The organism is Cohnella candidum (assembly GCF_003713065.1).
Taxonomy (GTDB): Bacteria; Bacillota; Bacilli; order Paenibacillales; family Paenibacillaceae; genus Cohnella; species Cohnella candidum.
On record NZ_CP033433.1, the window covers coordinates 848,711 to 874,211 of the forward strand.

The 25,501-nt window shown below is 60.8% G+C and carries 23 protein-coding genes; 19 read left to right on the forward strand and 4 right to left on the reverse strand.

Features of this window, described 5'->3' with window-relative positions; all coding sequences use genetic code 11:
- Window positions 1–25 precede the first annotated feature (25 nt).
- Window positions 26–481 carry a pyridoxamine 5'-phosphate oxidase family protein gene (locus EAV92_RS03865; protein WP_123039845.1) on the forward strand — a complete coding sequence of 152 codons (456 nt, stop codon included), beginning with the start codon at window positions 26–28 and terminating at the stop codon, window positions 479–481.
- Between the two features lie 21 nt (window positions 482–502).
- On the opposite strand, the gene EAV92_RS03870 is transcribed toward EAV92_RS03865, so the two are convergent.
- Window positions 503–1,063: a YhcN/YlaJ family sporulation lipoprotein gene (locus tag EAV92_RS03870; RefSeq protein ID WP_241158434.1), complete on the reverse strand. Its 561-nt coding sequence runs from the start codon at window positions 1,061–1,063 to the stop codon at window positions 503–505.
- Window positions 1,064–1,214: 151 nt separating this feature from the next.
- Between EAV92_RS03870 and EAV92_RS03875 the strand changes: the two genes are divergently transcribed.
- Window positions 1,215–2,546 (forward strand): PhoH family protein, encoded by a 1,332-nt coding sequence (locus EAV92_RS03875; protein ID WP_123039846.1) that lies wholly within the window; start codon window positions 1,215–1,217, stop codon window positions 2,544–2,546.
- On the opposite strand, the gene EAV92_RS03880 is transcribed toward EAV92_RS03875, so the two are convergent.
- Window positions 2,541–3,044 (reverse strand): hypothetical protein, encoded by a 504-nt coding sequence (locus tag EAV92_RS03880; RefSeq protein ID WP_123039847.1) that lies wholly within the window; start codon window positions 3,042–3,044, stop codon window positions 2,541–2,543. The two genes, EAV92_RS03875 and EAV92_RS03880, sit on opposite strands and share 6 nt — an antisense overlap.
- A 141-nt stretch (window positions 3,045–3,185) precedes the next feature.
- Here EAV92_RS03880 and EAV92_RS03885 point away from each other — a divergent pair, with 141 nt between their 5' ends.
- A complete protein-coding gene (locus tag EAV92_RS03885; protein ID WP_164472623.1) occupies window positions 3,186–4,502 on the forward strand; it encodes an extracellular solute-binding protein in 1,317 nt (438 codons plus the stop codon).
- On the opposite strand, the gene EAV92_RS03890 is transcribed toward EAV92_RS03885, so the two are convergent.
- Window positions 4,476–5,558 carry a coiled-coil domain-containing protein gene (locus tag EAV92_RS03890; RefSeq protein WP_123039849.1) on the reverse strand — a complete coding sequence of 361 codons (1,083 nt, stop codon included), beginning with the start codon at window positions 5,556–5,558 and terminating at the stop codon, window positions 4,476–4,478. The two genes, EAV92_RS03885 and EAV92_RS03890, sit on opposite strands and share 27 nt — an antisense overlap.
- Before the next feature lie 94 nt (window positions 5,559–5,652).
- Here EAV92_RS03890 and EAV92_RS03895 point away from each other — a divergent pair, with 94 nt between their 5' ends.
- The gene (locus EAV92_RS03895) at window positions 5,653–6,801 is read left to right on the forward strand and encodes a class I SAM-dependent methyltransferase (protein WP_123039850.1); all 1,149 of its coding nucleotides are present in this window, start codon (window positions 5,653–5,655) and stop codon (window positions 6,799–6,801) included.
- Between the two features lie 84 nt (window positions 6,802–6,885).
- Here the strand turns inward: EAV92_RS03895 and EAV92_RS03900 are convergent, their stop codons facing one another.
- Entirely contained in the window at window positions 6,886–7,122 is a 237-nt protein-coding gene (locus EAV92_RS03900; protein ID WP_123039851.1) for a DUF2626 family protein, read from the reverse strand.
- A gap of 299 nt (window positions 7,123–7,421) precedes the next feature.
- On the opposite strand from EAV92_RS03900, the gene EAV92_RS03905 reads away from it, so the two are divergent.
- From EAV92_RS03905 to murD, 15 genes are all read left to right on the forward strand, one after another.
- Window positions 7,422–8,066, forward strand: a complete 645-nt coding sequence (locus EAV92_RS03905; RefSeq protein ID WP_123039852.1) for an RsfA family transcriptional regulator — start codon at window positions 7,422–7,424, stop codon at window positions 8,064–8,066.
- Between the two features lie 142 nt (window positions 8,067–8,208).
- On the forward strand, window positions 8,209–9,177 hold the full coding sequence (locus EAV92_RS03910) for a ketopantoate reductase family protein (protein ID WP_164472624.1): 969 nt from the start codon (window positions 8,209–8,211) through the stop codon (window positions 9,175–9,177).
- Window positions 9,174–9,566, forward strand: a complete 393-nt coding sequence (locus EAV92_RS03915; protein ID WP_123039854.1) for a DUF3397 domain-containing protein — start codon at window positions 9,174–9,176, stop codon at window positions 9,564–9,566. The genes EAV92_RS03910 and EAV92_RS03915 overlap by 4 nt, the downstream gene beginning before the upstream one ends.
- Before the next feature lie 105 nt (window positions 9,567–9,671).
- Window positions 9,672–11,306 carry a bacillithiol biosynthesis cysteine-adding enzyme BshC gene (bshC, locus tag EAV92_RS03920; RefSeq protein WP_164472625.1) on the forward strand — a complete coding sequence of 545 codons (1,635 nt, stop codon included), beginning with the start codon at window positions 9,672–9,674 and terminating at the stop codon, window positions 11,304–11,306.
- Window positions 11,307–11,361: 55 nt separating this feature from the next.
- Window positions 11,362–12,624, forward strand: coding sequence for an adenosylhomocysteinase (locus EAV92_RS03925; RefSeq protein WP_123039856.1), 1,263 nt, complete (start codon window positions 11,362–11,364; stop codon window positions 12,622–12,624).
- Between the two features lie 132 nt (window positions 12,625–12,756).
- Window positions 12,757–13,827: a DUF4349 domain-containing protein gene (locus tag EAV92_RS03930; RefSeq protein WP_123039857.1), complete on the forward strand. Its 1,071-nt coding sequence runs from the start codon at window positions 12,757–12,759 to the stop codon at window positions 13,825–13,827.
- Between the two features lie 138 nt (window positions 13,828–13,965).
- The gene (gene mraZ / locus EAV92_RS03935; protein ID WP_123039858.1) at window positions 13,966–14,403 is read left to right on the forward strand and encodes a division/cell wall cluster transcriptional repressor MraZ; all 438 of its coding nucleotides are present in this window, start codon (window positions 13,966–13,968) and stop codon (window positions 14,401–14,403) included.
- Window positions 14,404–14,438: 35 nt separating this feature from the next.
- A complete protein-coding gene (gene rsmH / locus EAV92_RS03940) occupies window positions 14,439–15,392 on the forward strand; it encodes a 16S rRNA (cytosine(1402)-N(4))-methyltransferase RsmH (protein WP_123043558.1) in 954 nt (317 codons plus the stop codon).
- A 59-nt stretch (window positions 15,393–15,451) separates the two neighbouring features.
- Window positions 15,452–15,850, forward strand: coding sequence for a cell division protein FtsL (gene ftsL2, locus EAV92_RS03945; protein ID WP_123039859.1), 399 nt, complete (start codon window positions 15,452–15,454; stop codon window positions 15,848–15,850).
- Between the two features lie 12 nt (window positions 15,851–15,862).
- Window positions 15,863–18,100 carry a penicillin-binding transpeptidase domain-containing protein gene (locus tag EAV92_RS03950; RefSeq protein ID WP_123039860.1) on the forward strand — a complete coding sequence of 746 codons (2,238 nt, stop codon included), beginning with the start codon at window positions 15,863–15,865 and terminating at the stop codon, window positions 18,098–18,100.
- Between the two features lie 95 nt (window positions 18,101–18,195).
- Window positions 18,196–20,118, forward strand: a complete 1,923-nt coding sequence (locus EAV92_RS03955; RefSeq protein WP_123039861.1) for a stage V sporulation protein D — start codon at window positions 18,196–18,198, stop codon at window positions 20,116–20,118.
- A gap of 84 nt (window positions 20,119–20,202) precedes the next feature.
- Window positions 20,203–21,690: a UDP-N-acetylmuramoyl-L-alanyl-D-glutamate--2,6-diaminopimelate ligase gene (locus tag EAV92_RS03960; protein ID WP_123039862.1), complete on the forward strand. Its 1,488-nt coding sequence runs from the start codon at window positions 20,203–20,205 to the stop codon at window positions 21,688–21,690.
- The gene (locus EAV92_RS03965; RefSeq protein WP_338134418.1) at window positions 21,690–23,087 is read left to right on the forward strand and encodes a UDP-N-acetylmuramoyl-tripeptide--D-alanyl-D-alanine ligase; all 1,398 of its coding nucleotides are present in this window, start codon (window positions 21,690–21,692) and stop codon (window positions 23,085–23,087) included. The genes EAV92_RS03960 and EAV92_RS03965 overlap by 1 nt, the downstream gene beginning before the upstream one ends.
- Before the next feature lie 3 nt (window positions 23,088–23,090).
- Window positions 23,091–24,050 (forward strand): phospho-N-acetylmuramoyl-pentapeptide-transferase, encoded by a 960-nt coding sequence (gene mraY, locus EAV92_RS03970; RefSeq protein WP_123039864.1) that lies wholly within the window; start codon window positions 23,091–23,093, stop codon window positions 24,048–24,050.
- 15 nt (window positions 24,051–24,065) lie between these two features.
- Window positions 24,066–25,499, forward strand: coding sequence for a UDP-N-acetylmuramoyl-L-alanine--D-glutamate ligase (murD, locus tag EAV92_RS03975; protein WP_123039865.1), 1,434 nt, complete (start codon window positions 24,066–24,068; stop codon window positions 25,497–25,499).
- Window positions 25,500–25,501 lie beyond the last annotated feature (2 nt).

Here is a 25,501-nt window from a genome sequence, read left to right on the forward strand (position 1 = left end):
ATCTTAAGCCGAAGGAGGGCTGCGGATGGCCGAGACGTTAACGGCATTGCCCGAATCGCTGTTCACCCAGCTCCAGCACGAGAACTTCGTCCTTCTTCACACGGTCGACGCAGAAAGCGGAAGCCCGACTTCCAGCGCCATCTCCTGGATCTACGCGCCCGACACGGGCCGACTGCGCTTCGCCCTTGACGGAAGATCGCGCCTGATCGAGAACTTGAAGGCGCGTGCCGAGGTCAGCGTTACGCTGTTCGGAGCCGGCAGCGTCCATGCCGTGTACGGCCAGGCGAAAGTCGTGGCCGATAAGCTGGAAGGCGTGCCTTTCCCGCTGGCGTGCGTGGACATCGAAGTATCGGCGGTGCGCGACGCCATGTTCTATGGCGCCCGTCTGTCGGTTCAACCCGAATACGAAAAAACGTACGACAAAAGAGCCGCGGACCGCTTGGACGGACAAGTGTTCGAGGCCATGAAGAAAGCCCAGTGAGCTTATTCACTGGGCTTTCTGTCATCTTCCGGGCGCGTGCGCGTTCGGAGCTCCGGTGTTTTCCGGCGACGCCGGCGGTACGATGTTCCGCGGAATTTGCGGAACGATGCGGCCCACGATGTCGGCGAGTTCTTCCGCGAATCCGGCGACGGGGCGACCGCGCCTGACGTCCGCCCGGATTTCGCGAAGCCGCTGCGCCATGTCGATGTCGGCGGTCACCAGCGCGTTGATCCCGATCGGATCCTTCCGGAAGGCTTCGGCGACGGCGTATTTGACCGTTCCGACGCGCGACCGCTCCATGGCCGGATCGACGTCGATGCCGACGACGGCGTATTTGCCGAAGACGACGCAGTTGGCGCCTTTCACGCCGTGAATGCGCTTCGCGAGCGCCTCCAAGTGCGCCGCGGCCGACTTCGCGTTCGCGGTGTTGATCGGTGCCGGAGACGCGGCGTTCTGCGTTCTGACCTGAACGCCTCCGTTCGGCATCGGCGCTCCTTGCTTATTCGCGGCGCATCCGCTGAGCGCCGCGGCCGCGGCTGCGGCGAGCAACAACGCGCGGACCGATGTCCTGTATGTTTTCAACTGTGATCACCACCCCAGAGTATCTCCCGAATCCAGGTTCCGGCTTCGTTCGGGGACCCGAGATCGCCGGAACCGTGACGGCTTGCCCTGCTAGTATTTCCCCTGAGTCACGGCGCTATGTCCGAATCATCGAATCCGGGAGGGACCACCGTTGAAAAAAATTTACGTCATCGACACGAATGTGCTGCTTCATGACCCGCTCGCGATGTTTGCTTTCGAGGAGAACGAGGTCATCATTCCGTCCGTCGTGCTGGAGGAGATCGACTCCAAAAAACGGCTGGCGGACGAAATCGGGCGCAACGCGCGCTTCGTATCGCGCGAGCTCGACCGCATGCGGACGTCAGGGCATTTGCATAACGGCGTGGCGCTGGAAAGCGGGGGCATTCTGAAGGTCGAGATGAACCACCGCCGATTCGTCCGCGTCCAGGAATCGTTCGGGGAAATGACCAACGACAACCGCATCCTCGCGGTGGCGCTCAATTACCATATGGAAGAACAGGAAAAGGAGGAGTCCAGGCCGGTCATCCTCGTCAGCAAAGACGTGCTCGTCCGGGTGAAAGCCGACGTACTGGGCATTACGGCGCAGGATTATTTGACGGACCGGATCAGCGCGGATTCCGACCAGTATAACGGGCACGTAACGCTGCGCGTCCATCCTTCGGTCATCGACGAATTTTACAACCAGCGCTCGCTGAACATAGCCGGTTTGGGCACCGCGAACCGGCTGCTGCCGAACGAATTCGTCATCCTGAAGGACGAATTGGGCACCTCCAAGTCGGCGCTGCTGAAGGTGACGCCGGACGGTCGCCGGCTGGAGCCGCTGCACCTGAGCAACGATCCCGTCTGGGGCATCACGGCGCGAAACGCGCAGCAGCGCATGGCGCTCGAGCTGCTGCTGAACGACGAGATTCCGCTCGTGACGTTGTCGGGTCGCGCGGGAACGGGGAAAACGCTGATCACCCTCGCGGCGGGACTGATGAAGGTGGAAGACGAGCACAAGTACAAGAAGCTCCTGATCGCCCGTCCCGTCGTGCCCATGGGGAAAGACATCGGCTATTTGCCGGGCGAAAAAGAAGAAAAGCTGCGTCCGTGGATGCAGCCCATTTACGACAATCTGGAGTTTTTGTTCGACACCAAGAAATCCGGGGACCTCGATAAAATCCTCATGGGGCTCGGCAGCATCCAGGTGGAAGCCCTGACTTATATCCGGGGACGATCCATCCCCGGCCAATTCATCATCATCGATGAAGCCCAGAACCTCAGTAAACACGAGGTGAAAACGATCGTCTCCCGCGTCGGGGAGAACAGCAAAATCGTGCTGCTCGGGGACCCGGAGCAGATCGACCATCCTTACCTGGACGCGCAAAGCAACGGTTTGACCTATTTGGTGGAGAGGTTCAAAGAGGAAGGCGTCAGCGGACACGTCACGCTCGAGAAAGGAGAGCGTTCGCGCCTGGCCCAGCTGGCGGCGGAACGGTTATAAGCGGTCCGGGTTCCACCACTCGACACCACAATGGTAGGCGCGGGCGACTCGTTCCGCGAGGTCGGCGAGCTGCCTCTCGATCACCTGCCAACGCGTGTCGCCCTCCACGATTTCGGCGAGCAAATGTTCTTCCAGCTGCATCAAGGCCGGGGCGGTTTCCGCTTCCGGCCTTTGCTCGTTTAAGCGGAAGGCGGCGGCGTAAGCCAAATCGAAGTAAGCCCGGCCTTCCCGGCTGACGAACGCGAAATCGTCGAACCGGTCCGTGCCCCGTACGTTCTCCGAAGGAGCGCAGAGCAAATCGACCGGTTCGGCTTCCACTTTGTAGTGAGCGAGCAGCTCCAGCACGTTTGGCAAGCCGGACGAATCGCCGAAAATGAGCAATTCCTTGTGTCGGTCGTACAGCACCGTCCGTTCCGCGATCCCTTTGACGATTTGGGCGTAAAAGCCCGGCGTTTTGCCCTCCGGCAGCCGCATCTCCAATCCGTACACGCGTTTCATCCGTTTCGGCCTCTTTTCCGTTCGATTGCGTTTTTCCCATTATAACCGGTAAAGCGCTTCCGGAAAAAACAAGACATCGGCTTGCCGTCCTGTTATCATGGATGGAAGAACGGCAAGAACGCGAAAGATCAGGTGAACGATGTGGCCCGTCGAAAAATCGCCTTGATATTCCTGCCTTTGTTTTTATTCGCCCTGATTCTGTCTCCTTGGGCATCCGCTCCGGTTCCCGAGGCTTCTTCGCCCCCTCGTCCCGCCGCCGGCCAGACGGAGGAGCCGGCACTGCCCGCGATCGCGGAGGAAGAGCCCGTCCGCTTGCGGGTGGCGGCTGCTCTGAACGAAGAGGAGTTCGAATACTTTCGGAAAACGATTGAGCGACAATCCTATCAATTGCCGGACGTGACGGTGGAATTGGAACGGACGCCCCCAGAGGAAGCGTTCGCGGCGTTCGGCCAAGCTTCCCGGATCGGGGAGGCGGCCGATGTCATGCTGGTCGATAACGAGTGGGTGAAAACGTTCGCCTCTTCCGGCTACTTGATGCCCGCGGACGGAGCGTTCGTCGGGGAAGCGCTGGCCGAGCAGTTCGACGCGGTAGCCGCGCCGCTCAAATGGAACGGCTACATCTGGGCCGTGCCGCGAGATTTCGATCCTTATGTCCTCGTGTGGAACCTTGCGGCGCTGCGGACGGTCACGGGAGAATCCGCAACCCCTCCGCAGGACTTGGCGCAATGGTCCGACCTGGCGGCCAAAAGCCGTGCGCTGCAAGACCCGGTACGCTGGCTGGCAATCGACGGAGGAGACCCGTTCGCGCTGCTCGCCTGGGTGCAGGCGGTGTCGGGACAGCGTACGGATACGTTATGGAGTGAGAATGGGAATCCTTGGAGCGGTACGCCTAGAGGAGAAGCGATGGCGCTGCTGGAGCGGGAGAGGGAGGGGGCGGCGTTCGGGAACGGTTCGCGGGCGATCGCGGAGACGCTGGCGGCGGGCTCGGTCGTTTCGGCCATCCTGCCATACTCGGTAGCGAGGAAGCTGACTTCGGAACGCGAAGGAGCGGGCAGCGTGATCCTGCAGATGGATCGAGCCGCATGGAAGCAGCCCTACGCTTGGCCGCGGGGGCGCAGCTTCGTCATTTCTTCGCGCACGAAAGCGGAAGATGCCGCCCGCCGGTGGATCGCGGCGATGACCGACGCGTCCGTCCAGACGGACAATTTGTCGACGAACGGCAAGCTGCCCGTCTACCGGTCCGCATACCGGAGCGGAAGCTCGGTATCCTCCTTATTTCCGGGCAACTCCTCGTCGTCGTTTCCCTACCGGTCGCCCGTAGACTTCGGTCCGGAGCTTCCGGCGCGGCTGCAGGAATTGCAAAAGCTGTGGAGAGAATTCACGTCGGGCACGATCGGACTCGAGCAATGGATCGGGCGCTGGCGCGAGGCGTCAGCCGACTTTCAGCTCGACGATTAACCGCCCCGGCTCGATCGCGACGCTCTGGGCTTTCACGAACTTGATCAGCTTCTGCGGGTAGAAGCCCAGGTCGAACTCGCGTTCCAGATCCGCCCGGGTCGTATCCGGCAGATCCAGCCCGTTGAAATTCAGGGAATCGACATGGAAGACGATGGCGTTCTCCGGTTCGTCTTGCAGCGAATAATGGCCGCCGATCGTGACTTGCAGATCGCCGTTGTCTCCGGTGAGCACCATGCGGTCTTGCTCGAACCGGATGTTGAATTGCTTGAAATCCGGATTGCGGCTGCGCAGGAACTCGTTCAATTGCTTGTCCGTAATCGTCAGTTTCGTTTTCAACCCTTTGGTCTGCATCGTTTCCGGATGTTCCTGAATCCACTTTGGAAGATCCTGCATGGCCGTCGTGAGCTCCCGGAAGTTCCGCCGCACTTCGTACAGCCCGACGTTTTTCCAATAGCTTTCGAGCTCGGCCATCATTTGGCGGAGATGGGCTTCGTCGCCGCTGGAAGCGAGTGCCTTGTCGATTTCGTCCTGCAGGGCGAGCAGCCTTTCGCGCTGCTTTACAAGATTGTCTTCCACGGCGGCGAGCTCGTTTTTGTCCTGTTGGAGGGAAACGTAGCCTTCTTTCAGAAGGCGGTATTGGTCGGTGTATTGGTTCAAGACCTGCCGGTCGGAACTGATCAAGAGGTCCATCATTTCCCAGGTACGGAGCAGCTCGGAGAGCGAGCCGGCGTTCAGCAGGGCGGACAGGACGAAATCCTTTTGGCCCATATAGTAAGCCCGCAACACCCTTCCGGCTTTCTCCCGTTGGGCGGAAATGGCGATTTCCTGTTCGGCGAGCTTCTGTTCGCTTTGCCCGATTTTCGTTTCCGTCTCCTGCTTCAGGGTGCCGATTCGGCCGATTTCGCGATCGATCTCGACGACGGACAAGCTTTTTTCGAGCAGCTTCTTCGTCTCCTCGGGAAGAGGGTCGGCGTAAGCCGGCAGCGGAGCGGCGGCGCGGGATATGGCGAGCAGCAGTATGATCGCGAGCGTGGCGGCCCAGGTCAGGCGGCGCATCGGGACCCTCCTTTCGGCGGCCTCGCAGGCGGCGCGGGTAGTCCAACATATGTGTCCGTCTATTATAATATGACGGAAGGGAAGGGGAAAGGTCGTGCAAGTCCAAACGATGATCGAAGCCGTCCGCGGGGAAATCGCGTCGCGTCCGAGGGACGGTTGGCGGCGGGACGGCGGTTCCGTTCCCTGCATCACGTTCCGCGATTATATGGCGTTGTGCCTGTACCATCCGGAGTTCGGCTATTACCGTTCCGGGAAAATCCGCGTCGGCCGGGAAGGCGATTTCTATACGAGCGCTTTCGTGGGGGACATCATGGGGACGCAGCTGGCCGAGAAATTGGCGGAGCTGGCCTCGGAGTCGTTTCCGGACGGAAAGAGAGTGGAAGTCGTCGATTGGGGCGGCGGAACGGGCCGGCTCGGCAGTCAAATGCTCGAAGCGTGGAAGTCATTGGGCGGCGCCGGTGAACGGTTCGCGCTTACGGTGCTGGACGCCAACCCTTCGCATCGGCGGCAAGCGGAAGAGGCGCTCGCGGATTCCGTCGTCTCAGGCAGAGCCCGCATCATGGCTCCTGAGGCGGCGAACGAGGAGGACTGGAAAAGCCGTCATGTGATCGTGGTCGCCAATGAGCTGCTGGACGCCTTTCCGGTTCATCGCGTGACGAGAAGCGACGGCCGGCTGCTGGAGCGGGGAGTTTGCTGGGACGAGGAAAGCGCGAAGCTGGCCGACTGCTTCACGGAGCCGAGCGACGCGCGGCTGACGGAGTGGCTGGAGCGGCAATCCGTCTCGCTCGCGGAAGGCCAGACGACGGAAATCGGCCTGGACGGCGCCGATTGGACCGTGGAGCTGGCTTCCCGCCTCGGAAATGCGCTTCTCGTCCTGATCGATTACGGGGACTCGACCGCCGAATTGACGGGCCGTCACCGAATGGACGGTACGCTGCTGTGCTACGGCCGCCACCGGGCGCATGGAGATCCGTTCCGCGGACCGGGCGAGGAGGATATGACGGCCCACGTGGATTTTGAACTGATTCGAGACCGCGCGTCTTCCGCGGGCTGGCGGGAACGTTGGTACGGCACGCAGAAGGCGTTCCTGGTGGAGTCGGGCGTGCTGGCCAAGCTGGCCGATCACGCGATAGCGGATCCGTTCCATCCCGTCGCCAGACGCAACCGCGCGATCCGCCAGCTTCTACTGTCGGATGGGATGAGCGAGCTGTTCAAGGTGCAGATTTGGGACAAATCGTTATAGCTAAGGAAAAAACCTCCCGTCCGGCGATCCGGGCGGGAGGTTTTGCGTTATGCGGTGTATATGTACCGCCATGTCGGCCGGCGGTTACAGCGGCAGGCCCATTTCGAATACGGACCAATAGGTGAAGGCGACGAACGCCACGACCATATAGCCCCAGAACATCATTAAGTATGCGCGTTCGGTGAAGTTCAAGTAGCCGACCAGGAAAAACACGGCCGTCTGAATGAAGAACAACAGCGCCATTTCGTACATGTCGCCCGCGAATGCCATGAGGGCGATCGCAAGCGTCCAGAAGCCCAAAACCCGGAACATACGTGCCACGAAGTATCCCCCTCTCTTCCAATCCACCCGATTTCTACAGCATATTATACCGTTTTCACCAGGCGGGTGTAAACCGCAAGAAGTGACGAAGTGGCAAACTTTTCGTCCTGCAACCATTATTCCCCGTGCGTTTCGCCCTTATGCGCGTTTCGCCGATTCTCCCTTCGTCCGAAGGTATAGCGGTTGGAAAAATGGATATACCTAGGAGTATCCGATAGATTCTATGAATTCTACTACGGGCATAGAAATGAATGAAGAAGCGAACGAATTCAAGTGGAGCAAGGAGGCTCGATTATCCCATGACGGCTGTGAGACAAGACGCATGGAGCCCGGATGACGATTTGATCCTGGCGGAGGTCACGCTTCGCCATATTCGGGACGGCAGCACGCAATTGGCCGCGTTCGAGGAGGTGGGCCAGCGCATCGGGAGGACTTCCGCCGCCTGCGGGTTCCGGTGGAACAGCTGCGTCCGCAAACGGTACGATGAAGCGATCGGAATGGCCAAGCAGCAGCGCCAAAAACGCAACTATTTGAAAAAACAGGGCATCTCCTCGATCTCCGGCGCCGAACGCCTGGTCGCCGAGGACGGGGACGCCGTTAAAGCGGATCTCCTTTCCGCGGAATCTTTATCCCTGGACGCGATCATCCGGTATTTGCGCCAATGGAAGGGTACCGTGCAGGATATGAGCCGGCAAATCCGCCAGCTCGAGAAAGAAGTGAAAGAGAAGGACGAACAGCTGAGAGAATTCAAAGAACAGAACGAAAAGCTCAGCAAGGAAGTGGACGAAGTCCAGACCGACTATCAGGTCGTCAACGACGATTACAAGGCGCTGATCCGGATCATGGACAGGGCCCGCCGGCTTGCGTTTCTGGCCGAAGAGCCCGAGGAAGACCGGGCGCGTTTCAAAATGGACGCCAACGGGAACCTGGAACGAATCGAATAGCCGGCGAAATCCCGCCAAACAACCTGCACGGAGAAACCCGGGCGGGTTGTTCGCGTTTTGTCCCCGTTTTTCCGCGATCGGGCGACTTTAACGGAAATCCTTGGTATGATAGGAAAAAACGTGACGAAGGATGCAGGAAACGATGAAAGGTGTGGCGGTATTCGGCGGAGGCGCGCTCGGCATGCTGCTGGCGGGGAAGCTGGCGTTGGCCGAGGTTCCCGTAACGGTATGGACGAGAACGGAAGGGCAAGCCGCGAAAATCCGGGAGGCGGGAATCTCGATCGAACAGCCGGGGCGCGATCCGGCGCAAGCGGTTCGATTGGACGCGGCAGCTTTCGGCGATGTGCACCCCGGCTACGAGGGGATCGTGCTGGTCGCGCTCAAGCAAACGTCGCTAAACGAACCGCTGTTGGCCGAGATGAGGAGAAAGCTTGGGGAAGGCGCCGGCATCGTGCTGTTCCAGAACGGGATCGGGCATGTGGAGCGCGCGGCTTCCTTCCTGCCGGGAAGGGAGCTGCTGGCGGCAGTCACGACGGAAGGAGCTTTGCGGATCGGGGAAACGGCCGTCCGTCATACCGGCTCGGGGGAAACCTGGATCGGCCGATGGGAACCGGAAGCGGACACGCCGGCGGATAGCGGGAAACCGTCCTTGCCGGAAGCCGCGGCAAACGCGTTGGAAAAGGCAGGATTTTCCGTCTTTGTGTCGAATCAAATCCGGGAGAGAATGCTGCGGAAGCTGCTCGTCAATGCGGTTATCAACCCGCTGACGGCCCTCTGGAGAGTGACGAACGGCGAACTGCCGGCCACTCCCGAGAGGCTTTCGGCCATGCGGGCGCTTTTCCGGGAGACGGAAGGGATCCTGCGGCTGCACGGGTTGCGGAATGCCGACGATGACGAGCTGTGGGAAACCGTGCTCGGGGTCTGCACGGCCACGGCCGCCAACCGCTCGTCGATGCTTCAGGACGTCGATGCCGGCCGCGAGACGGAGATCGACGCCATGAACGGCGCCGTCAGCCGGATGGGCGAGGCTTCGGGTATGGAGGCGCCGTGGAACGCCGCAGTGACGGCTCTCGTGAAAGCCATCCTATCGCCGAAGGAGCGCGGGGTATGAGTGGTTTGTGGAACGCACTGACGGATGTTTACATGGTATTGGCTGCATTGCCGTTTATCCCTTTTCTGATCGTTTATTTTACTTGCGCCGTCAAGGGAATGGATAAGAAGAAGGCGATCCGGCTGTCGATGGACGTGACGAACGTTTTCCTCATCGGCATCGTGGCCGCCTTGCTCAGCACGCTGACGGGATCCAGTTTCGGTTTCTTTTTCATCCTGCTCGTGATGCTGATCGGAGCCGGACTCATCGGCAACGCCCAGAACCGGCTTCGGGGCAAGATCGATCCGAGGAAAATTTTCCGGGCGATCTGGCGATTGTCTTTTTTCGCGATGGCGATCCTATACCTCCTTCTGATGTCGCTAAAACTGATTTTACCGTCCTCCAGCTAGCGTTTACGGCCGGATCGGGCGCCTTATCCCGCTTTGACGAGTTTTCGCCCGTTGTGTACAATCAAAAATGGCATCTTACTTGATCTGATCGGGGGAAACGGCCCGTTGAAAGTTATATCGCTGCAAGAGCCGGTTCTCCGGTCCTTGGCGGAACGGTACCGGCATCAAGACCCGCAAACCGTTTCGCTGTTCGGCTCCCATCCCGGGAACGAAGAGGATTGGCGGCGCCGCGCAGATTGGCTCGACCGCCTGGAGCCGGCGCGCGCCGACAGGGAACGGCTCGCCAACGCTTTGAGACAATACCAAAACCGGCTGCCCGCCCATCCCGCCGCGTCGCGTTCGCTCGACCTGCTGGGCCGGCCGGGCAGCCTTGTCGTCGTCGGAGGGCAGCAGGCCGGCTTGTTCGGCGGCGCGCTGCTCATTTTCTATAAAGCCTTGACCGTCATCCAGGCCGCGCGCCGCGCGGAAATACAGTTGGGCCGTCCGGTCGTGCCGGTTTTTTGGATTGCCGGCGAGGACCACGATTTCGACGAAGCCAACCATGTCTACGTGCAGGAAACGGACGGCAGCGCGCGAAGGATCCGCATCGAACGGCCGGAAGGATTCCGCCGCGCGGTGAGCCGCACCCCGCTTGCGCCCGAGGACTGGGAGCAGGCGCTGACGGAGCTGGCGGACACGCTGCCCGACACGGAATTCAAATCGGGCTTGCTGTCCGGGCTCCGGAGCCACGCTTCCGATTCTCCGACGCTCAGTCTGGCGTTCGCCCGGCTGCTGGCCGAATGGTTCGGACAGGACGGCCTCGTGCTGCTGGACGCGGACGATCCGGAACTTCGGGCTCTGGAAGCACCCATGTTCCGCGAACTGATCGAACGCAATGACGACCTGGAGCAAGCGCTGAGACGGGGAGAAAGCGCCGTGACGGAGATGGGGTATCCCCTTCAGGCGGAGACCGCTCCGGGCAGCGCGAGCTTGTTCCTTCACCACGACTTGGGCAGGCTGCTGCTTTCCAAGGAGGAAGGCCGCTTCACGGACCGCAAGGGAACGGTTTCGCTGGCCCGCGACGAGCTTCTCGCCTTTACGGAGGACGCGCCCGACCGGCTCAGCACGAACGCCCTGTCCCGGCCGCTCATGCAGGATTTCCTGCTGCCGGTGCTGGCCGCCGTTCTCGGACCTTCGGAGCTGGCTTATTGGGGAGTGCTCGGACCCGCTTTCGAGACGTTCGGCATGCAGATGCCGATTTTGGTCCCGAGACAGTCGTTTACTTACATGGAACCGTCCTTGCACAAGCTGCTGGACAAATACGGCTTAACGCCGGAACAGGCGATGAAGGAATGGGAGGAGCGGAAGGCCAAGTGGCTGGCCGCCCAGGACCGATGGGATTTGGACGGCACGTTCGCCCAAGCGAAAAGCCAGTTTATCGCCTCCTATGCTCCGGTGATCGAGACGGTTTCGAAGCTGCAGCCGGGCCTCGCCGATTTGTCGCAGCGCAACCGGGACAAAATTCTGGAGCAAATCGCCTACCTCGAAAGCCGGTCCCGGGAAGCGTTCGAGCGGCAGCATGACGCGGCGCTTCGGCAGTGGGACCGGATTCGCTCCTCGCTTGCGCCCGGCGGAAAGCCGCAGGAACGTGTCTACGGCACGCTGCATTTCCTGAATTTATACGGTCCGGATTGGCTCAACCTTTTCCGGGATGTGCCTTACGAAGCGACGGGCAGCCACCGGCTGGTGGAAATGGCCTGAAAGTGAAGGAATCGGCATGGAATAATGATGAATAGATCGACACGGAGGCTAGTTCATGAAAACGAACATTGAGAGCATCGTCCGCGATCCGTCGCTGGCGCCCGAAGGCAAATTGAAAATCGATTGGGTGCAGGCGCATATGCCGGTGCTGAACAAAATCCGGGAGCAATTCGAGCGGGATCAGCCTTTTAAAGGGTTGCGCGTAGCGATTTCGTTGCACCTGGAAGCCAAAACGGCTTACCTGGCGAAAGTCGTTCAAGCCGGCGGCGCGGAAGTCGTCATCACCGGCAGCAATCCGCTCTCCACCCAGGACGACGTTTGCGCGGCGCTCGTGGAAGACGGCATCGCCGTGTTCGCGAAGTATAACCCGGATCCGCAGGAATACAAGGACTTGATGGTCAAAACGCTGGAAACGAAGCCGGACCTGATCATCGACGACGGCGGCGATCTCGTGACGATCCTGCATGCCGAGCGCCAGGACCTGCTGGCGAACGTGCGCGGCGGGGCGGAAGAGACGACGACCGGCATCCTGCGCCTGAAGGCGATGGAGAAAGACGGCTCGCTCAAGTTCCCGATGGTCGCGGTCAACGACGCATTCTGCAAATACCTGTTCGACAACCGTTACGGCACCGGACAGTCCGTATGGGACGGCATCAACCGGACGACGAACCTCGTCGTCGCGGGCAAGACGGTCGTCGTCAACGGGTATGGCTGGTGCGGCAAAGGCGTGGCGATGCGGGCCAAAGGACTCGGCGCTCGCGTCGTGGTCACCGAAGTGGACGCGATCCGCGCCGTTGAAGCCTACATGGACGGCTTCACCGTGCTGTCGATGGCGGAAGCGGCGAAGGCCGGCGACTTTTTCGTCACCGTGACGGGCAACAAAGACGTCATCCGCGGCGAGCACATCGCGAACATGAAAGACGGCGCGATTCTCTCGAACGCCGGCCATTTCGACGTGGAGGTCAACCTCGTCGAGCTTGCCGCGATGTCCGTTTCGAAGCGGGTCGTTCGCCGGAACATCGAGGAATACACGCTGAAGGACGGCCGCAAGATTTACGTCCTGGCCGAAGGCCGTCTCGTCAACCTGGCGGCCGGCGACGGCCACCCGGCGGAAATCATGGACATGACGTTCGCGCTGCAGGCCTTGTCGCTGCGGTACGTGAACGAGAACTACGAGCAAATCGGCAACAGCGTGGTGAACGTGCCGTACGCGCTCGACGAGCAAGTGGCGCGCACGAAGCTGGAGGCGCTCGGCATCACGATCGACGCGTTGTCCGAGGAGCAGAAGGCATATCTGGACAGCTGGGCCGCTCACTGAGCATCGGTATCATAGCGAAACTCCGTTTCCGCCGTTCGGCGGGACGGAGTTTTTTTAATAACAAATATAGGCAACTTTTCCTTCTTGTTTCTCGTCTGATGGGGAGAAAGCAAAAAGGGGGAAACGATTGCCATGTCCACGAACAGTGAGAAAAGGAAAAAGAGACTTTCGGCCGGCCGCATCGCATTCGCAGGTACACTTGCGCTCCTCTTGCTCCTCACGGCGTGCGGCAGCGGCTCGAGCCAAGACTCGGTCGCCGAAGCGCCGGCCGCTGCGGACTCGATTGCCGCGGCGCCGGCTTCCGACATGGATTCCGCGAAGGCCTTGCACAACGGCACGGTTTCAACGACATCCGGGGCTTCCACCGCGGCCGAAGCCGGGGCGCCTGTCGTGCAAACCGGAAGCGCCGCGGGCATCGGGCAGATCGCGGACGCCGGAACGACCCGCAAGGTGATCTACAAAGCGAACGTGGCCATGCCGGTGCCGGATTACGATGCGGCCGAGAAAAAATTGCGCGATATCATCCATCTGAGCGGGTCCTACGTGCTCCAATTCAGCAACAGCATGGACGCCGGCGGCAAAGGGGCGACTTACGTCATCAAGGTGCCGGCGGACGGATTCTCCTCATTTATCGACCGTCTGCGGGAGATCGAGAAGGACCTGCAGCTGCAGATGGAGGGGAGCGACGTCACCGAGGAATACGTCGACTTGGACGCCCGCCTGCAAGCGAAGAAAACGGCAGAAGCGCGGTTGCTCGCGTTCATGGACAAAGCGACGAAGAGCGATGATCTCGTCCGCTTCTCCAATGAGCTGGCATCCGTGCAAGAGGAAATTGAGCAAATCAAAGGTCGTATGCGGTATTTGGACCAAAACGTCGCCTATTCGACGGTGAACGTGAGATTGTACGAAGGTACGGCTGTCCGTGCCCTGGAGAAAGACGGCCAAGACGGCTTCGGCCATCGGCTCGCGAACGCGTTGACGGGAAGCGCCAAAGCGCTCGGACAGTTCGGCCAGGCGCTGCTCGTGTTCCTGGCGGCGCTTCTTCCGGTCGCTGCGGTCGTCGCGATCGTCGGCGTGCCCGCTTTTATCCTGGTCCGGCGCCAGCGCAATAACCGCAAAGAAGCGGCGGCGTGCAAGCGCCAAGAGTGGAATGCGGCGGCACTCGCCGAGAAACCTCCGGAAGACGGTCTGAAACCCGAGTGAGTCGGCATGAATGGCCTAAAATAATTTTTAAAAGAATCCTGCTGCCGAAGCAGGATTTTTATTTTATGGCGCGAATTATTCAAGCTAAGTGGTTCTTTGTGGTGGAAAGTGGTGAAGAATGGGGGGGGGTGAGGGCGAATGTTTCTGGGCGAGTACCAGCACAGCATCGACGACAAAGGCCGGATCATCATCCCGGCCAAGTTCCGGGAAGCCCTCGGCTCCGATTTCATCATCACCCGCGGCTTGGACAATTGCTTGTTCGTGTATCCGCGCGCCGAATGGAACCAGCTCGAGCAAAAGATGAAGTCGCTGCCCTCGATGGCGGCGAACGCCAGGGCGTTCACCCGGCTATTGTTCTCCGGCGCGTCCGAATGCGAGTGGGATAAGCAGGGAAGGGTAAACGTGCCGAACCATCTGCGCGAGTACGCCCGGCTGGAGAAGGACTGCACCGTCATCGGCGTTTCCTCCCGCGTGGAAATTTGGGATAAGGCCGCTTGGGAAGAATATTCCCGCCAATCCCAAGACTCGTTTAACGAAATCGCCGAGAAGCTGGTGGATTTCGATTTCAACTTCTAACAAAGAAAATGATGCACGACGAAAGGGACTTGCTTATGTTTCACCACATCACGGTTCTGTTAGAGGAAGCGGTCGAGGGCTTGAACGTACGTCCCGACGGCATTTACGTGGACTGCACGCTCGGCGGAGCGGGGCATAGCTCGGCCATCGCGGCTAAGCTCGGCCCAGGCGGCAGGCTGATCGCCCTCGACCAGGACGACGCCGCGCTCGAGAACGCGCGAGTCCGGCTGGCGCCTTTCGGCGAAACCGTCACGCTGGTGAAAAGCAATTTCCGCGATCTCATCGAGGCGCTTCGGACAGCCGGGGTTCCCGAAGAGGATGGAATGCCCCGCGTGGACGGCGTGCTGTTCGATCTCGGCGTTTCGAGCCCCCAGCTCGACGAGGCGGACCGCGGATTCAGCTACAACCACGACGCGGAGCTGGACATGAGAATGGACCGGGAGCAGTCGCTCACGGCCAAGACGATCGTCAACGAATGGGACGAGAAAGAAATCGCCGACATTTTGCGGGATTACGGCGAAGAGAAGTTCGCCCGATCCATCGCGCGCCATATCGCTTCGGCGAGGGCGAAAGCCCCGATTGAGAAAACCGGGGAGCTCGTCGAATTGATCAAGGCGGCCATTCCCGCGCCCGCGCGGAGAACGGGACCGCATCCGGCGAAGAGGACTTTCCAAGCGCTCCGCATCGCCGTGAACGACGAATTGGGCGCTTTCCGCGACGCGCTCGCGGAAGCGATCGACGTGCTCAAGCCCGGCGGACGGGCGGCCGTCATTACGTTCCATTCCCTGGAAGACCGAATTTGCAAAACGATGTTCACGGCAGAGGTTGCCTCCTGCTCATGCCCGCCGGATTTCCCGGTGTGCGTGTGCGGCGGCGGAGGCGGACGGTTGAAGCTCACGCCGAGAAAGCCGATCCTGCCCTCCGAACGCGAATTGGCCGACAATCCCCGCGCCCGGTCGGCGAAACTCCGGGTCGCGGAAAAAATTTGACTTCACGCTGTCGAATCCTGAGATAAACGATCGAAAGAACGAAGGGGGAAAATCGATTTATGGCATACTACGGCAACCTGGCGCTACGTCCGGAAAGAAAGCCGCAAGAGACTCCGCAGCCGGCGAGGCAGCGCGAGACCGTCGTCCGGCGTCGCCAGATTCCGATCGGAGAGAAGCTGCTGTACATGTTCACGGTCGCCGTATGCGCGGTCGTGGCCGGCATCATCATTTACCGCTACGCGGAAATCTATCAAATCAACCGCCAAATCCAGGACATGAACCGGACCTACCAGCAAACGACGAGCCAAACGAAAGAGCTGCAGCGGGAAGTGGAGAAGTTGAGCGATCCCGACTACCTGACCAAGAAGGCAATCGAAATGGGTATGGTTCAAATCGATCCGAGCCGCAGCATCAAGGTCGGAGACGACGCCGTCGCGATGAATACGGCGAAGAAATAAGAGGTAAGAAGAATGACCAAAAGGATCAAACTGCGCACGTTGCTCATGGGAGGGTTTTTCACCCTCCTTTTTGTCGGCTTGATCTTTCGGATCTACTGGGTGCAGGTAGGACCCGCCTCCGCCATGTGGGCGGAGAACGCGCGGGAAACCTGGATGACCAGCAAAACGATTCCCCAAGAGCGCGGGAAACTGCTGGACCGGGACGGCAAGGTATTGGCGGCCGACGCGGCCGCATATACCATCGCGGTAGGGCCGAAGAAAATCGCGGATTTGGATAAGGAAAATCCCGATTGGCGGGTCGCCGACCGGATCGTATCCAAGCTTCATATTGTCCTCGGCACGCCGGAGAGCCAGCTTCGCGCCATGATCGGGGCGAAGAAGCAAGACGGTACATACCTGGACCAGAAAGAAATCCGGCCGGACGGCTGGAAGGTGGACGCCGAGGTCAAAGACCGGCTGGATAAGTTCCGCGAAGAATTGAAAACGTTGACCAAAAAGAAAGACGTCGGCCTTTACTTCGTGGAGGAGCAGAAACGCTATTATCCGAACGGTTCCCTCGCCGCCCATATTCTCGGTTATACCAACAAGGACGGTCAAGCGGTTCTCGGGCTCGAGAAAAAAATGGACGACGTCCTCAAAGGCTCGCCGGGTTTCATCCAATACGAGAAAGACAATACGGGGGCGCAGCTGCCGAACGGCCAGGTGAAGTCGAAGCCGGCCGTCGACGGCAAAGACGTCACGCTGACGCTCGACCGCGACATTCAGTTTTACATCGAAGAAGCGCTTAAGGAAGCTTACGACAAGTACCATCCGGTCAGCATTACGGCCGTCGCCGCGGATCCGAAGACGATGGACATTCTCGGCATGGCCAGCCTTCCTTCGTTCGATCCGAACCAGTACTGGACGACGAAAGATCAGGCAAACTTCAAGGATAACGCGATCATGTCGGTTTACGAGCCCGGGTCCACGTTCAAAATCGTCACGCTGGCGGCGGCCGTGCAGGAAGGCTTGTTCAATCCGAACGAAATGTATAAGTCCGGCGGCATCAAAGTTCCCGGCAAGGTCATCCACGACTATAACTACACGGGCTGGGGAGAAATCTCTTACCTGGACGGACTCAAGCATTCCAGTAACGTCGCATTCGTCCACCTCGGCTATGAGAAACTGGGCGCCGTGAAGCTTCGCAGCTACATCGACGCTTTCGGTTTCGGGCAAAGAACGAATATCGGACTGCCGGGAGAATCCCCGGGAAGCATTTCGTTCCACAACAACATCCCTACCGAGGTCGCTACCGCCGCGTTCGGCCAAGGCCTCGTGCAGGTGACGCCGATCCAGCAGGTCGCGGCCGTGGCGGCCGTCGCCAACGGCGGCAAGCTGATGCAGCCCCGCCTGATCAAGTCGATTTCCGACGCTTCCGGAACCAAGCAGGTGTTCGAGCCCAAAGTGATCCGCCAAGTCATCTCGGCGGAAACGTCTCGTAAAGTCGGAGACTATCTCGAAACCGTCGTCAGCGACCAGAAAATCGGCACGGGCAAAAACGCCTATATCCCGGGATACCGCATCGCCGGGAAGACGGGTACGGCTCAGAAGGTTATCGACGGAAGTTATTCGGCGGACAAATATGTCGTCTCCTTCATCGGGTACGCGCCGGTCGAAGATCCGAAAATCGTGCTTTACGTTATCGTGGACGAGCCTCAGTCGGAAACGGCCGGAGGCGGCTCCGTGGCGGCGCCGATTTTCAAGAAAATCATGGAAAAATCGCTTCGCCATCTCGGCATCGCTCCGAATCTGCCCGATACGGCCGACAAAGACGCGCAAAGCGCGGCGGTAGCCGCCGCCAAGGCAGCCGACGTGACGGCCAGCGTGCCGGACGTAACCGGCATGACCCCGTCTCAAGCCAAAACCGAGCTCGGCAGGCGTTCGTTCGACGCCAAGGTCCTCGGCAAAGGGACGAAGGTCATCCAGCAGCTTCCGAAATCCGGCAGCATGCTGCCGACGTCCCAGCAGGTTTACCTGCTGACCGACGCCAACGCCGGCGAGGTGCCGGATCTTAAGGGCCTGTCGCTGCGCGACGCGATGGAAATGTGCTCGCTCCTCAAGGCGAGCTGCACCGTGCAAGGCGAAGGTTACGTCTTATCGCAAGAGGTCACGCAGGTAAACGGAAAAACGACGGTCAAACTGACGCTGGCGCCGCCGGAAGCGGTCCAATCGACGGCGGAGGAAGAACCGTCTCCTTCTACGAAAGAGTGAAGGCTTGTTCTAAATCCCCCTTGCCCCTGAATAGGGATGAACAAGCGTGCGAATGCGCGCTTGGCGTCTCTAGCGGGGTAAGGGGGTTTTTTTGCGTGAAAATATCCCAGGTAACGGTTCGCAAACGGCTGTTTTGGGCGATGATTTTCGTCGTGTTCGCCTTCGCTTCCTTGATCGTGCGGTTAGGGTACGTCCAGTTATGGAAAGGGGCCGAGCTCTCCCGGATGGCGGAGGACAACTGGCGGCGGGAAATCCCGTTCCAGGCCAAACGCGGCGAAATCACCGACCGCAACGGCGTCCGCCTGGCTTATAACATCAGCTCGCCGACCGTTTGGGCGATTCCCGCGCAGATCAAGGACGCGAAGGCGGCCGCGAGGGAGCTGGCTCCCGTGCTCGGCGCGAGCGAGAGCAAACTGCTTGCCCAATTGACGAAGAAGGAAATGTACGTCGACCTGAAGCCGGCCGGCCGAAAGATCACGCTCGAAAAAGCGCAGGCAGTGCGCAACCTCGGGATTCCCGGCATCGTGATCGGCGAGGACAACAAGCGATATTATCCTTTTAAAAACCTGGCCTCGCACATCCTCGGCTTTACGGGCGGCTACAATCAGGGGCTGACCGGGCTGGAGCTCAGGTACGACGATCGCCTGAAAGGAATTCCCGGCAACGTCTCGTTCCTGACCGACGCGGCGGGCAGGCAAATGCCGAATTCCACCGACCAGTACAAGGCTCCGAAGGACGGGCTGACCCTGCAGCTGACGATCGACCAGTCCGTTCAATCGATCGTGGAACGCGAACTGGACCAGGCCATGTTGAAGTTCCAGGCGAAGAGCGTCATCGCCATCGCGATGAACCCGAAAAACGGGGAAATCCTGGCCATGGGAAGCCGTCCCGACTACGAGCCGGATAAGTACAAGGAAGTGTCCTCGGAGGTCTATAATCGGAACCTTCCGATCTGGATGACATACGAGCCCGGATCGACGTTCAAAATCATTACGCTGGCCGCGGCATTGCAGGAAGGGAAAGTGAACCTCGAAAAAGAGCATTTTTACGATCCGGGCTCCGTGGAAGTGGGCGGCGCGAGGCTGCGCTGCTGGAAGAAGGGCGGCCACGGAAGCCAGACGTTCCTCGAAGTCGTCGAAAACTCCTGCAACCCGGGGTTCGTGGCGCTGGGGCAGCGGCTGGGCAAAGACACGCTGTTCTCGTACATCAACGCTTTCGGTTTCGGGAAGAAAACGGGTATCGACCTGAACGGAGAAGAGAACGGCATCCTGTTCAAGCCGTCCCGCGTCGGCCCGGTCGAGCTGGCGACGACGGCGTTCGGCCAAGGCGTATCCGTTACGCCGATCCAGCAGATCGCGGCCGTGTCCGCGGCGATCAACGGCGGCAAGCTGTTCAAGCCTCATGTCGCGAAGGCTTGGATTCAGCCGGAAACCGGCATGGTGCTGGAAGAGACGCAGCCGGAGCTGGTTCGGCAGGTCATCTCCCCGGAAACGTCCAAGACGGTTCGGGAAGCGCTGGAGAAGGTGGTCGCGCAAGGAACCGGGCGCAACGCGTTCCTGGACGGCTACCGGGTCGGCGGCAAAACGGGGACCGCCCAGAAGGTCATCGGCGGCCGCTACTCCCCCGACGAGCATATCGTGTCGTTCATCGGCTTCGCGCCGGCGGACGATCCGCAGCTGATCGTGTACGTGGCGGTAGACGATCCGCAGGGCATCCAGTTCGGCGGACTCGTGGCCGCTCCGATCGTGCGCGGCATCATGGCGGACGCTCTGCCTTACCTGGGCGTGAAACCGCGGACCAAACAAGTGGAGAAAGAATATAAATACGGAGATGCGCCGATCGTGACCGTACCGAATCTCGTCGGCAAGACCGTATCGGATATTTACGAGGACCTGAACATGAACTTCCAGCTGGCCGCTTCCGGCTCCGGAAGCACGGTCATCCGCCAGGCGCCCGCCGCGGGCACGCGGATGGAGAGGGGTTCGGTCATTCGGATTTACCTCGGCGCGGATAACTGATATTTCCAAACGCCCGGAGTCCCTTGAACGCGATGTTTGCTTGGTCGATAATGGGGGTACTCAGGTCAAAGGAGGCCGCGCTTCATGTATCTCCTTGATTTGTCAAAACAGCTGCTTATTTCCCGGATCGTCGGCGACGGGAACGCCGCGATACGCGACCTGGAGACGGATTCCCGGCAAGTGAAACCCGGCGTGCTGTTTTTCTGCCTGCCCGGGCACGCCGCGGACGGCCACAAGTTCGCGTTCGAAGCCGCGGAGAAGGGGGCGGCCGCCCTCGTCGTTTCCCGCGAGCTTCCGATCGCGCTGCCGCAGCTCGTCGTGCCGGATCCCCGGCTTGCGCTCGCGGTGCTGGCCGATTATTTCTACGGACGGCCGTCCCGCAAATTGCGGCCGATCGGGGTGACGGGAACGAACGGCAAAACGACGACGACTTACCTGATCGAAAGGGTTCTCGCGGACGTCGGGGTCGACACCGGCGTCATCGGCACCATCGAAGCCCGCTACGGCGGGCAGAGCTTCCCGATGTCGCGGACGACGCCCGGCGTCCTGGAGCTTCAACGCCTGCTGCGCGCGATGGTGGCGGCGGGAACGGACCGCTGCGTGATGGAGGTTTCCTCCCACTCGCTCGAGCAGGGAAGGGTCAAGGGCACCCGGTTTCGGACCGCGGTTTTCACGAACCTCACGCAGGACCACCTCGATTACCACGGCACGATGGAAGCTTACGAGGCGGCGAAGGGGCTTTTCTTCTCGCGGCTGGGCAACGAGTATGCCGCCCGTCCGGAAGACCGGACGTACGCGGTGCTCAACGCCGATGACCCCGCCTCGGCCCGATTCGCCAAGTTGACCGCCGCCCAAGTGCTGACGTACGGCATCGAGCGCGCGGCTGACCTGCGCGCGACCGACGTGGCGATCGACGCCCGGGGTACCTCTTTCAAATTGACGACGCTGCACGGAGAACGGACGGTGCGGCTTCGCCTCGTGGGCAAATTCAACGTCTACAACGCCCTCGCCGCCTTAGGCGCGGCGTATTGCGAGGGCATTCCGATGAACGACGCGATTTCCAGCCTCGAATCGGTACCCGGCGTGCCCGGCCGCGTGGAGGCGGTGGACGAAGGACAGTCCTTCGCCGTCGTCGTGGATTACGCGCATACGCCGGACGGCCTTGAAAACGTGCTGAAGACGGTGCGGGAGCTCGCTTCCGGCCGCGTCATCTGCGTGTTCGGCTGCGGCGGGGACCGCGACCGGACGAAGAGGCCGTTGATGGGAAAAGTCGCCGCCTCTCTCGCGGATACGTTGATCCTCACCAGCGACAATCCCCGTTCGGAGGATCCTGCGGCCATTTTGAGAGAGATCGAGGCCGGACTTGCGGAAGCTCAAGTCGGCACGGACCGCTACGCCATGGTGCCCGATCGCCGCGAAGCGATCGAAAAAGCGGTTGAAATGGCAAGCCCGGGAGATGTAGTATTGATTGCGGGGAAAGGCCATGAAACCTATCAAATGATCGGCGGCGTCACCTATGATTTCGACGACCGCCTGGTGGCGAGAGACGCCTTAAGGAGCCTATTATCGTGATGCAAGCAACCCTTCGGAAAGCCGCGGAATGGTGCGGCGCAACATACGACGAGGCGGCCGGCGGCACGATGCTTGCCGGCGTCTCCACCGATACCCGGAGCATAACGCCGGGTCAACTCTTCGTGCCCCTCGCCGGTGAACGGTTCGACGGGCACGACTACTTAACGACGGCCAAGGAGGCCGGAGCTGCCGCGTCCCTGTGGAACCGGAGCCGTCCCGTTCCGGATGATGCCGGTTTGCCGCTGTTGCTCGTCGACGACACGCTCGCCGCTCTGCAGCTGCTGTCCCAACGCTATCTGGAGTCGATCGGCGCCAAAGTGGTGGCGGTCACCGGAAGCAACGGCAAGACGACGACGAAAGACCTGATCTGTTCCGTGCTTTCGACGCGGTTCCGCGTCCACAAGACGGATGGGAATTACAATAACGAAATCGGGCTGCCCTTGACGATCCTTCGCGCCGAACCGGACACGGAGGCGTTCGTCCTCGAAATGGGCATGAGCGGATTCGGGGAAATCTCGCTGCTCTCCCGGCTCGCCCGGCCGGACGCGGCCATCATTACCAACATAGGCGAATCCCATCTGCTGCAGCTCGGTTCGCGCCGCAACATCGCCAAAGCGAAGCTCGAGATCGCCGAAGGGCTGAGGCCCGGAGGCCTTCTCATCCTGAACGGAGACGAGCCGCTGCTGGCCGAGGAACTGCCGAATATCGCGCTTCCGGCTGACAGCCGGGTGATCACGTTCGGCGAAGGCGAATCCTGCGGCCTTGTGCTGGAGAATATCCGCGTAACCGCGGAGCGGACTGGCTTCACCGTTCTCTCCGGCGGAGAGTCGAAAGATTTCGAAATCCCGGTGCCCGGCAGGCACAACGCGCTGAACGCCCTGGTTGCGGTCGCGGTCGGGCGGTCGTTCGGACTGTCGGACGAGGAGATTGCCGAAGGCCTGGGCAGCGTGCGGCTGACCAAGATGCGCGTGGAAAGATCCCACGCGGCGAACGGCGCGGTCATCCTGAACGACGCCTACAACGCCAGCCCCACGTCCATGAGGGCGGCGATCGCGCTTATCGGCGGCCTGAGCGGGTACGCGAACAAACGGCTCGTGCTCGGCGACATGCTGGAGCTCGGGCCGGACGAGGTTTCCTATCACGCGGAGATCGGCAAAGCGGTCACGCCGGAAGCCGCGGATTCCCTGTACGCGTACGGACCTCTGTCCGCTCATCTTGCGGACGCGGCGAAACCGGCGTTTCCTCCGGGCGCGGTACGGCATTTCGCCGACAAACAGGCGTTGATCGAGACGCTTGTACGGGAAACGGGACCCGATGACCTGGTGCTCGTGAAAGCTTCGCGCGGCATGAAGCTCGAAGAGGTCGTCGCGGCGCTGCAGAAAGGGGACGTCGTTTAAGCCATGGATTACGGATCGGTTTTGCTCACGCTCGGCGTATCGTTCGTGCTGGCGGTCCTGTTCGGGCCCCTGCTCATCCCGCTGCTCCGCAGGCTGAAGTTCGGCCAGCAAGTGCGGGACGACGGCCCGCAGTCCCACCTGAAGAAGACCGGAACTCCGACGATGGGCGGCGTGATCATTCTGCTGGCCTTGACGGTCGCCTACTTGAAGTTCTCCGACCGCGGATTCGAGTTTTGGGCCATTTTGGTGGCTTGCCTCGGGTTCGGGCTCGTCGGTTTTCTCGACGATTACATCAAAATCGCGTTCAAACGCTCGCTCGGCCTTACCGCCAAGCAGAAGCTGTTCGGGCAATTGCTGTTTTCCATCGTTTTTTGCGGCATCCTATACTACCATGACCACCCGACCACGATCGGCTTTCCGGGCGTCGAAGGGACTTGGGATTTGGGCTGGGGCTACTACGTCCTCGTGATCGTCATGTTCTTCGCCGCCAGCAACGCGGTCAACTTCACGGACGGGCTGGACGGGCTGCTGTCCGGGACGAGCGCCCTTGCGTTCGGTGCCTATGCGGTCATCGCGGTGGAAGCGGCGGAGCCGCAAGCCGCGGTGTTTTCGGCCGCGCTCGTCGGCGCCGTGCTCGGCTTCCTGGTCTATAACGCGCACCCGGCGAAGGTGTTCATGGGAGACACGGGCTCCCTGGGCATCGGCGGCGGGCTGGCGGCGGTGGCCATCCTGACGAAAACGGAATTCCTGCTGATCGTGATCGGCGGCGTGTTCGTGCTCGAGATGCTCTCCGTCATCATCCAAGTCGCCTCGTTTAAGACGAGAGGCAAACGGGTATTCAAAATGAGCCCGATTCACCACCACTTCGAGCTGTCGGGATGGTCGGAGTGGCGCGTCGTCACGACGTTCTGGCTGGCGGGTCTCGTGCTCGCCGCGGCCGGTCTGTTCTTGTACAAGATGTAAAGGGGCTATCGCCATATGATGCAGCTAGACGAGTACCGGGGACGCAAGGTCGTCGTCCTCGGGTTGGCCAGAAGCGGCGTCGCCGCCGCCAAGCTATTCCATCGCGCCGGAGCCGACGTGGTGGTGAACGACCGCAAGGAAAGGAATGAATGTCCCGAAGCCGACGAACTGACGGCTTTGGGCATTTCTGTTGTTTGCGGGGGTCATCCGGAAGGGCTGGTGTCCGGGGAAACGTCGCTTCTCGTCAAAAATCCGGGCATTCCGTATTCCGCGCCGCCGGTGGCCGACGCCATGCGGCTAGGCGTCGAGGTCGTCACGGAGGTGGAGGTCGCGGGTCAGCTTTCCCGCGCGCCGATCATCGGCATTACGGGCTCCAACGGGAAAACGACGACGACGACGCTTACGGGCGTGCTCCTGGAAGCCGCCGGCCTCACGCCGCTCGTCGCGGGGAATATCGGCCGCCCGCTTTCGGAAGCGGCGGAAGAGGTATCTCCGGACGGCTGGCTGGTCGCGGAGCTGAGCAGCTTCCAGCTGAAAGGAACGCGCGATTTCCGGCCGCGGATCGCCTGCCTGCTCAACATCGCCGAAACCCATCTCGATTATCACGGGACGATGGAGGATTATGTCGGGTCGAAGGCGAAATTGTTCGAAAACCAAACGGCGGACGACATCGCGGTTTACAATGCCGACGACGCCGTTTGCCGGAAGCTGTCGGAACGCTTCGCCGCCCGCAAGCTGCCGTTTTCGCTCGTGGAAAACCTGCCTGTAGGCGTCTGCGTCGTGCCTGCGTACGAGGCGGTCAAGCCCAAAGACGACGAAGCGGACCAGGAAAGATGGATCGTGCACCGCGCTTGGGACGGCACGGAAACCCGGATTCTCCGCGTCGGCGACCTCGGCCTTCCGGGCCGGCACAATACGGCGAACGCGCTGGCTTCCATCGCCGTCGCGCTGGCGGCCGGCGCCGATCCCGCGGCGCTTGAGGAACCTCTTCGGACCTTCCGCGGCGTCGAACATCGCTTGGAATACGTGGGCAAATTCGGCGGCGCGAACTACTATAACGATTCGAAGGCGACGAATCCTATGGCCACGACCATGTCGGTGCTGTCTTTGCCTTCGCCGCTCGTCCTGATCGCGGGAGGGCTGGACCGCGGTTCCGACTACATGGAATTGATCCCGATTTTCCGGACGAGGCTCAAAGGGCTCGTCGCGCTCGGGGAGACGAGGGAGAAGCTTGCCAAAGTCGCGGAGGCGGCCGGTTTAACGGCCGTGAAAATCGTCGAACCTGTGGGGGACGCCGAAGCCACGCTGCGGAGGGCCGTCGAAGAGGCTGCCGGCATGGCGCAGCCGGGAGACACGGTCTTGCTTTCGCCGGCTTGCGCAAGCTGGGACATGTTCCCGTCTTACGAAGTCCGCGGCCGCATGTTTAAGCAATCGGCGCATACGTTGTAGAA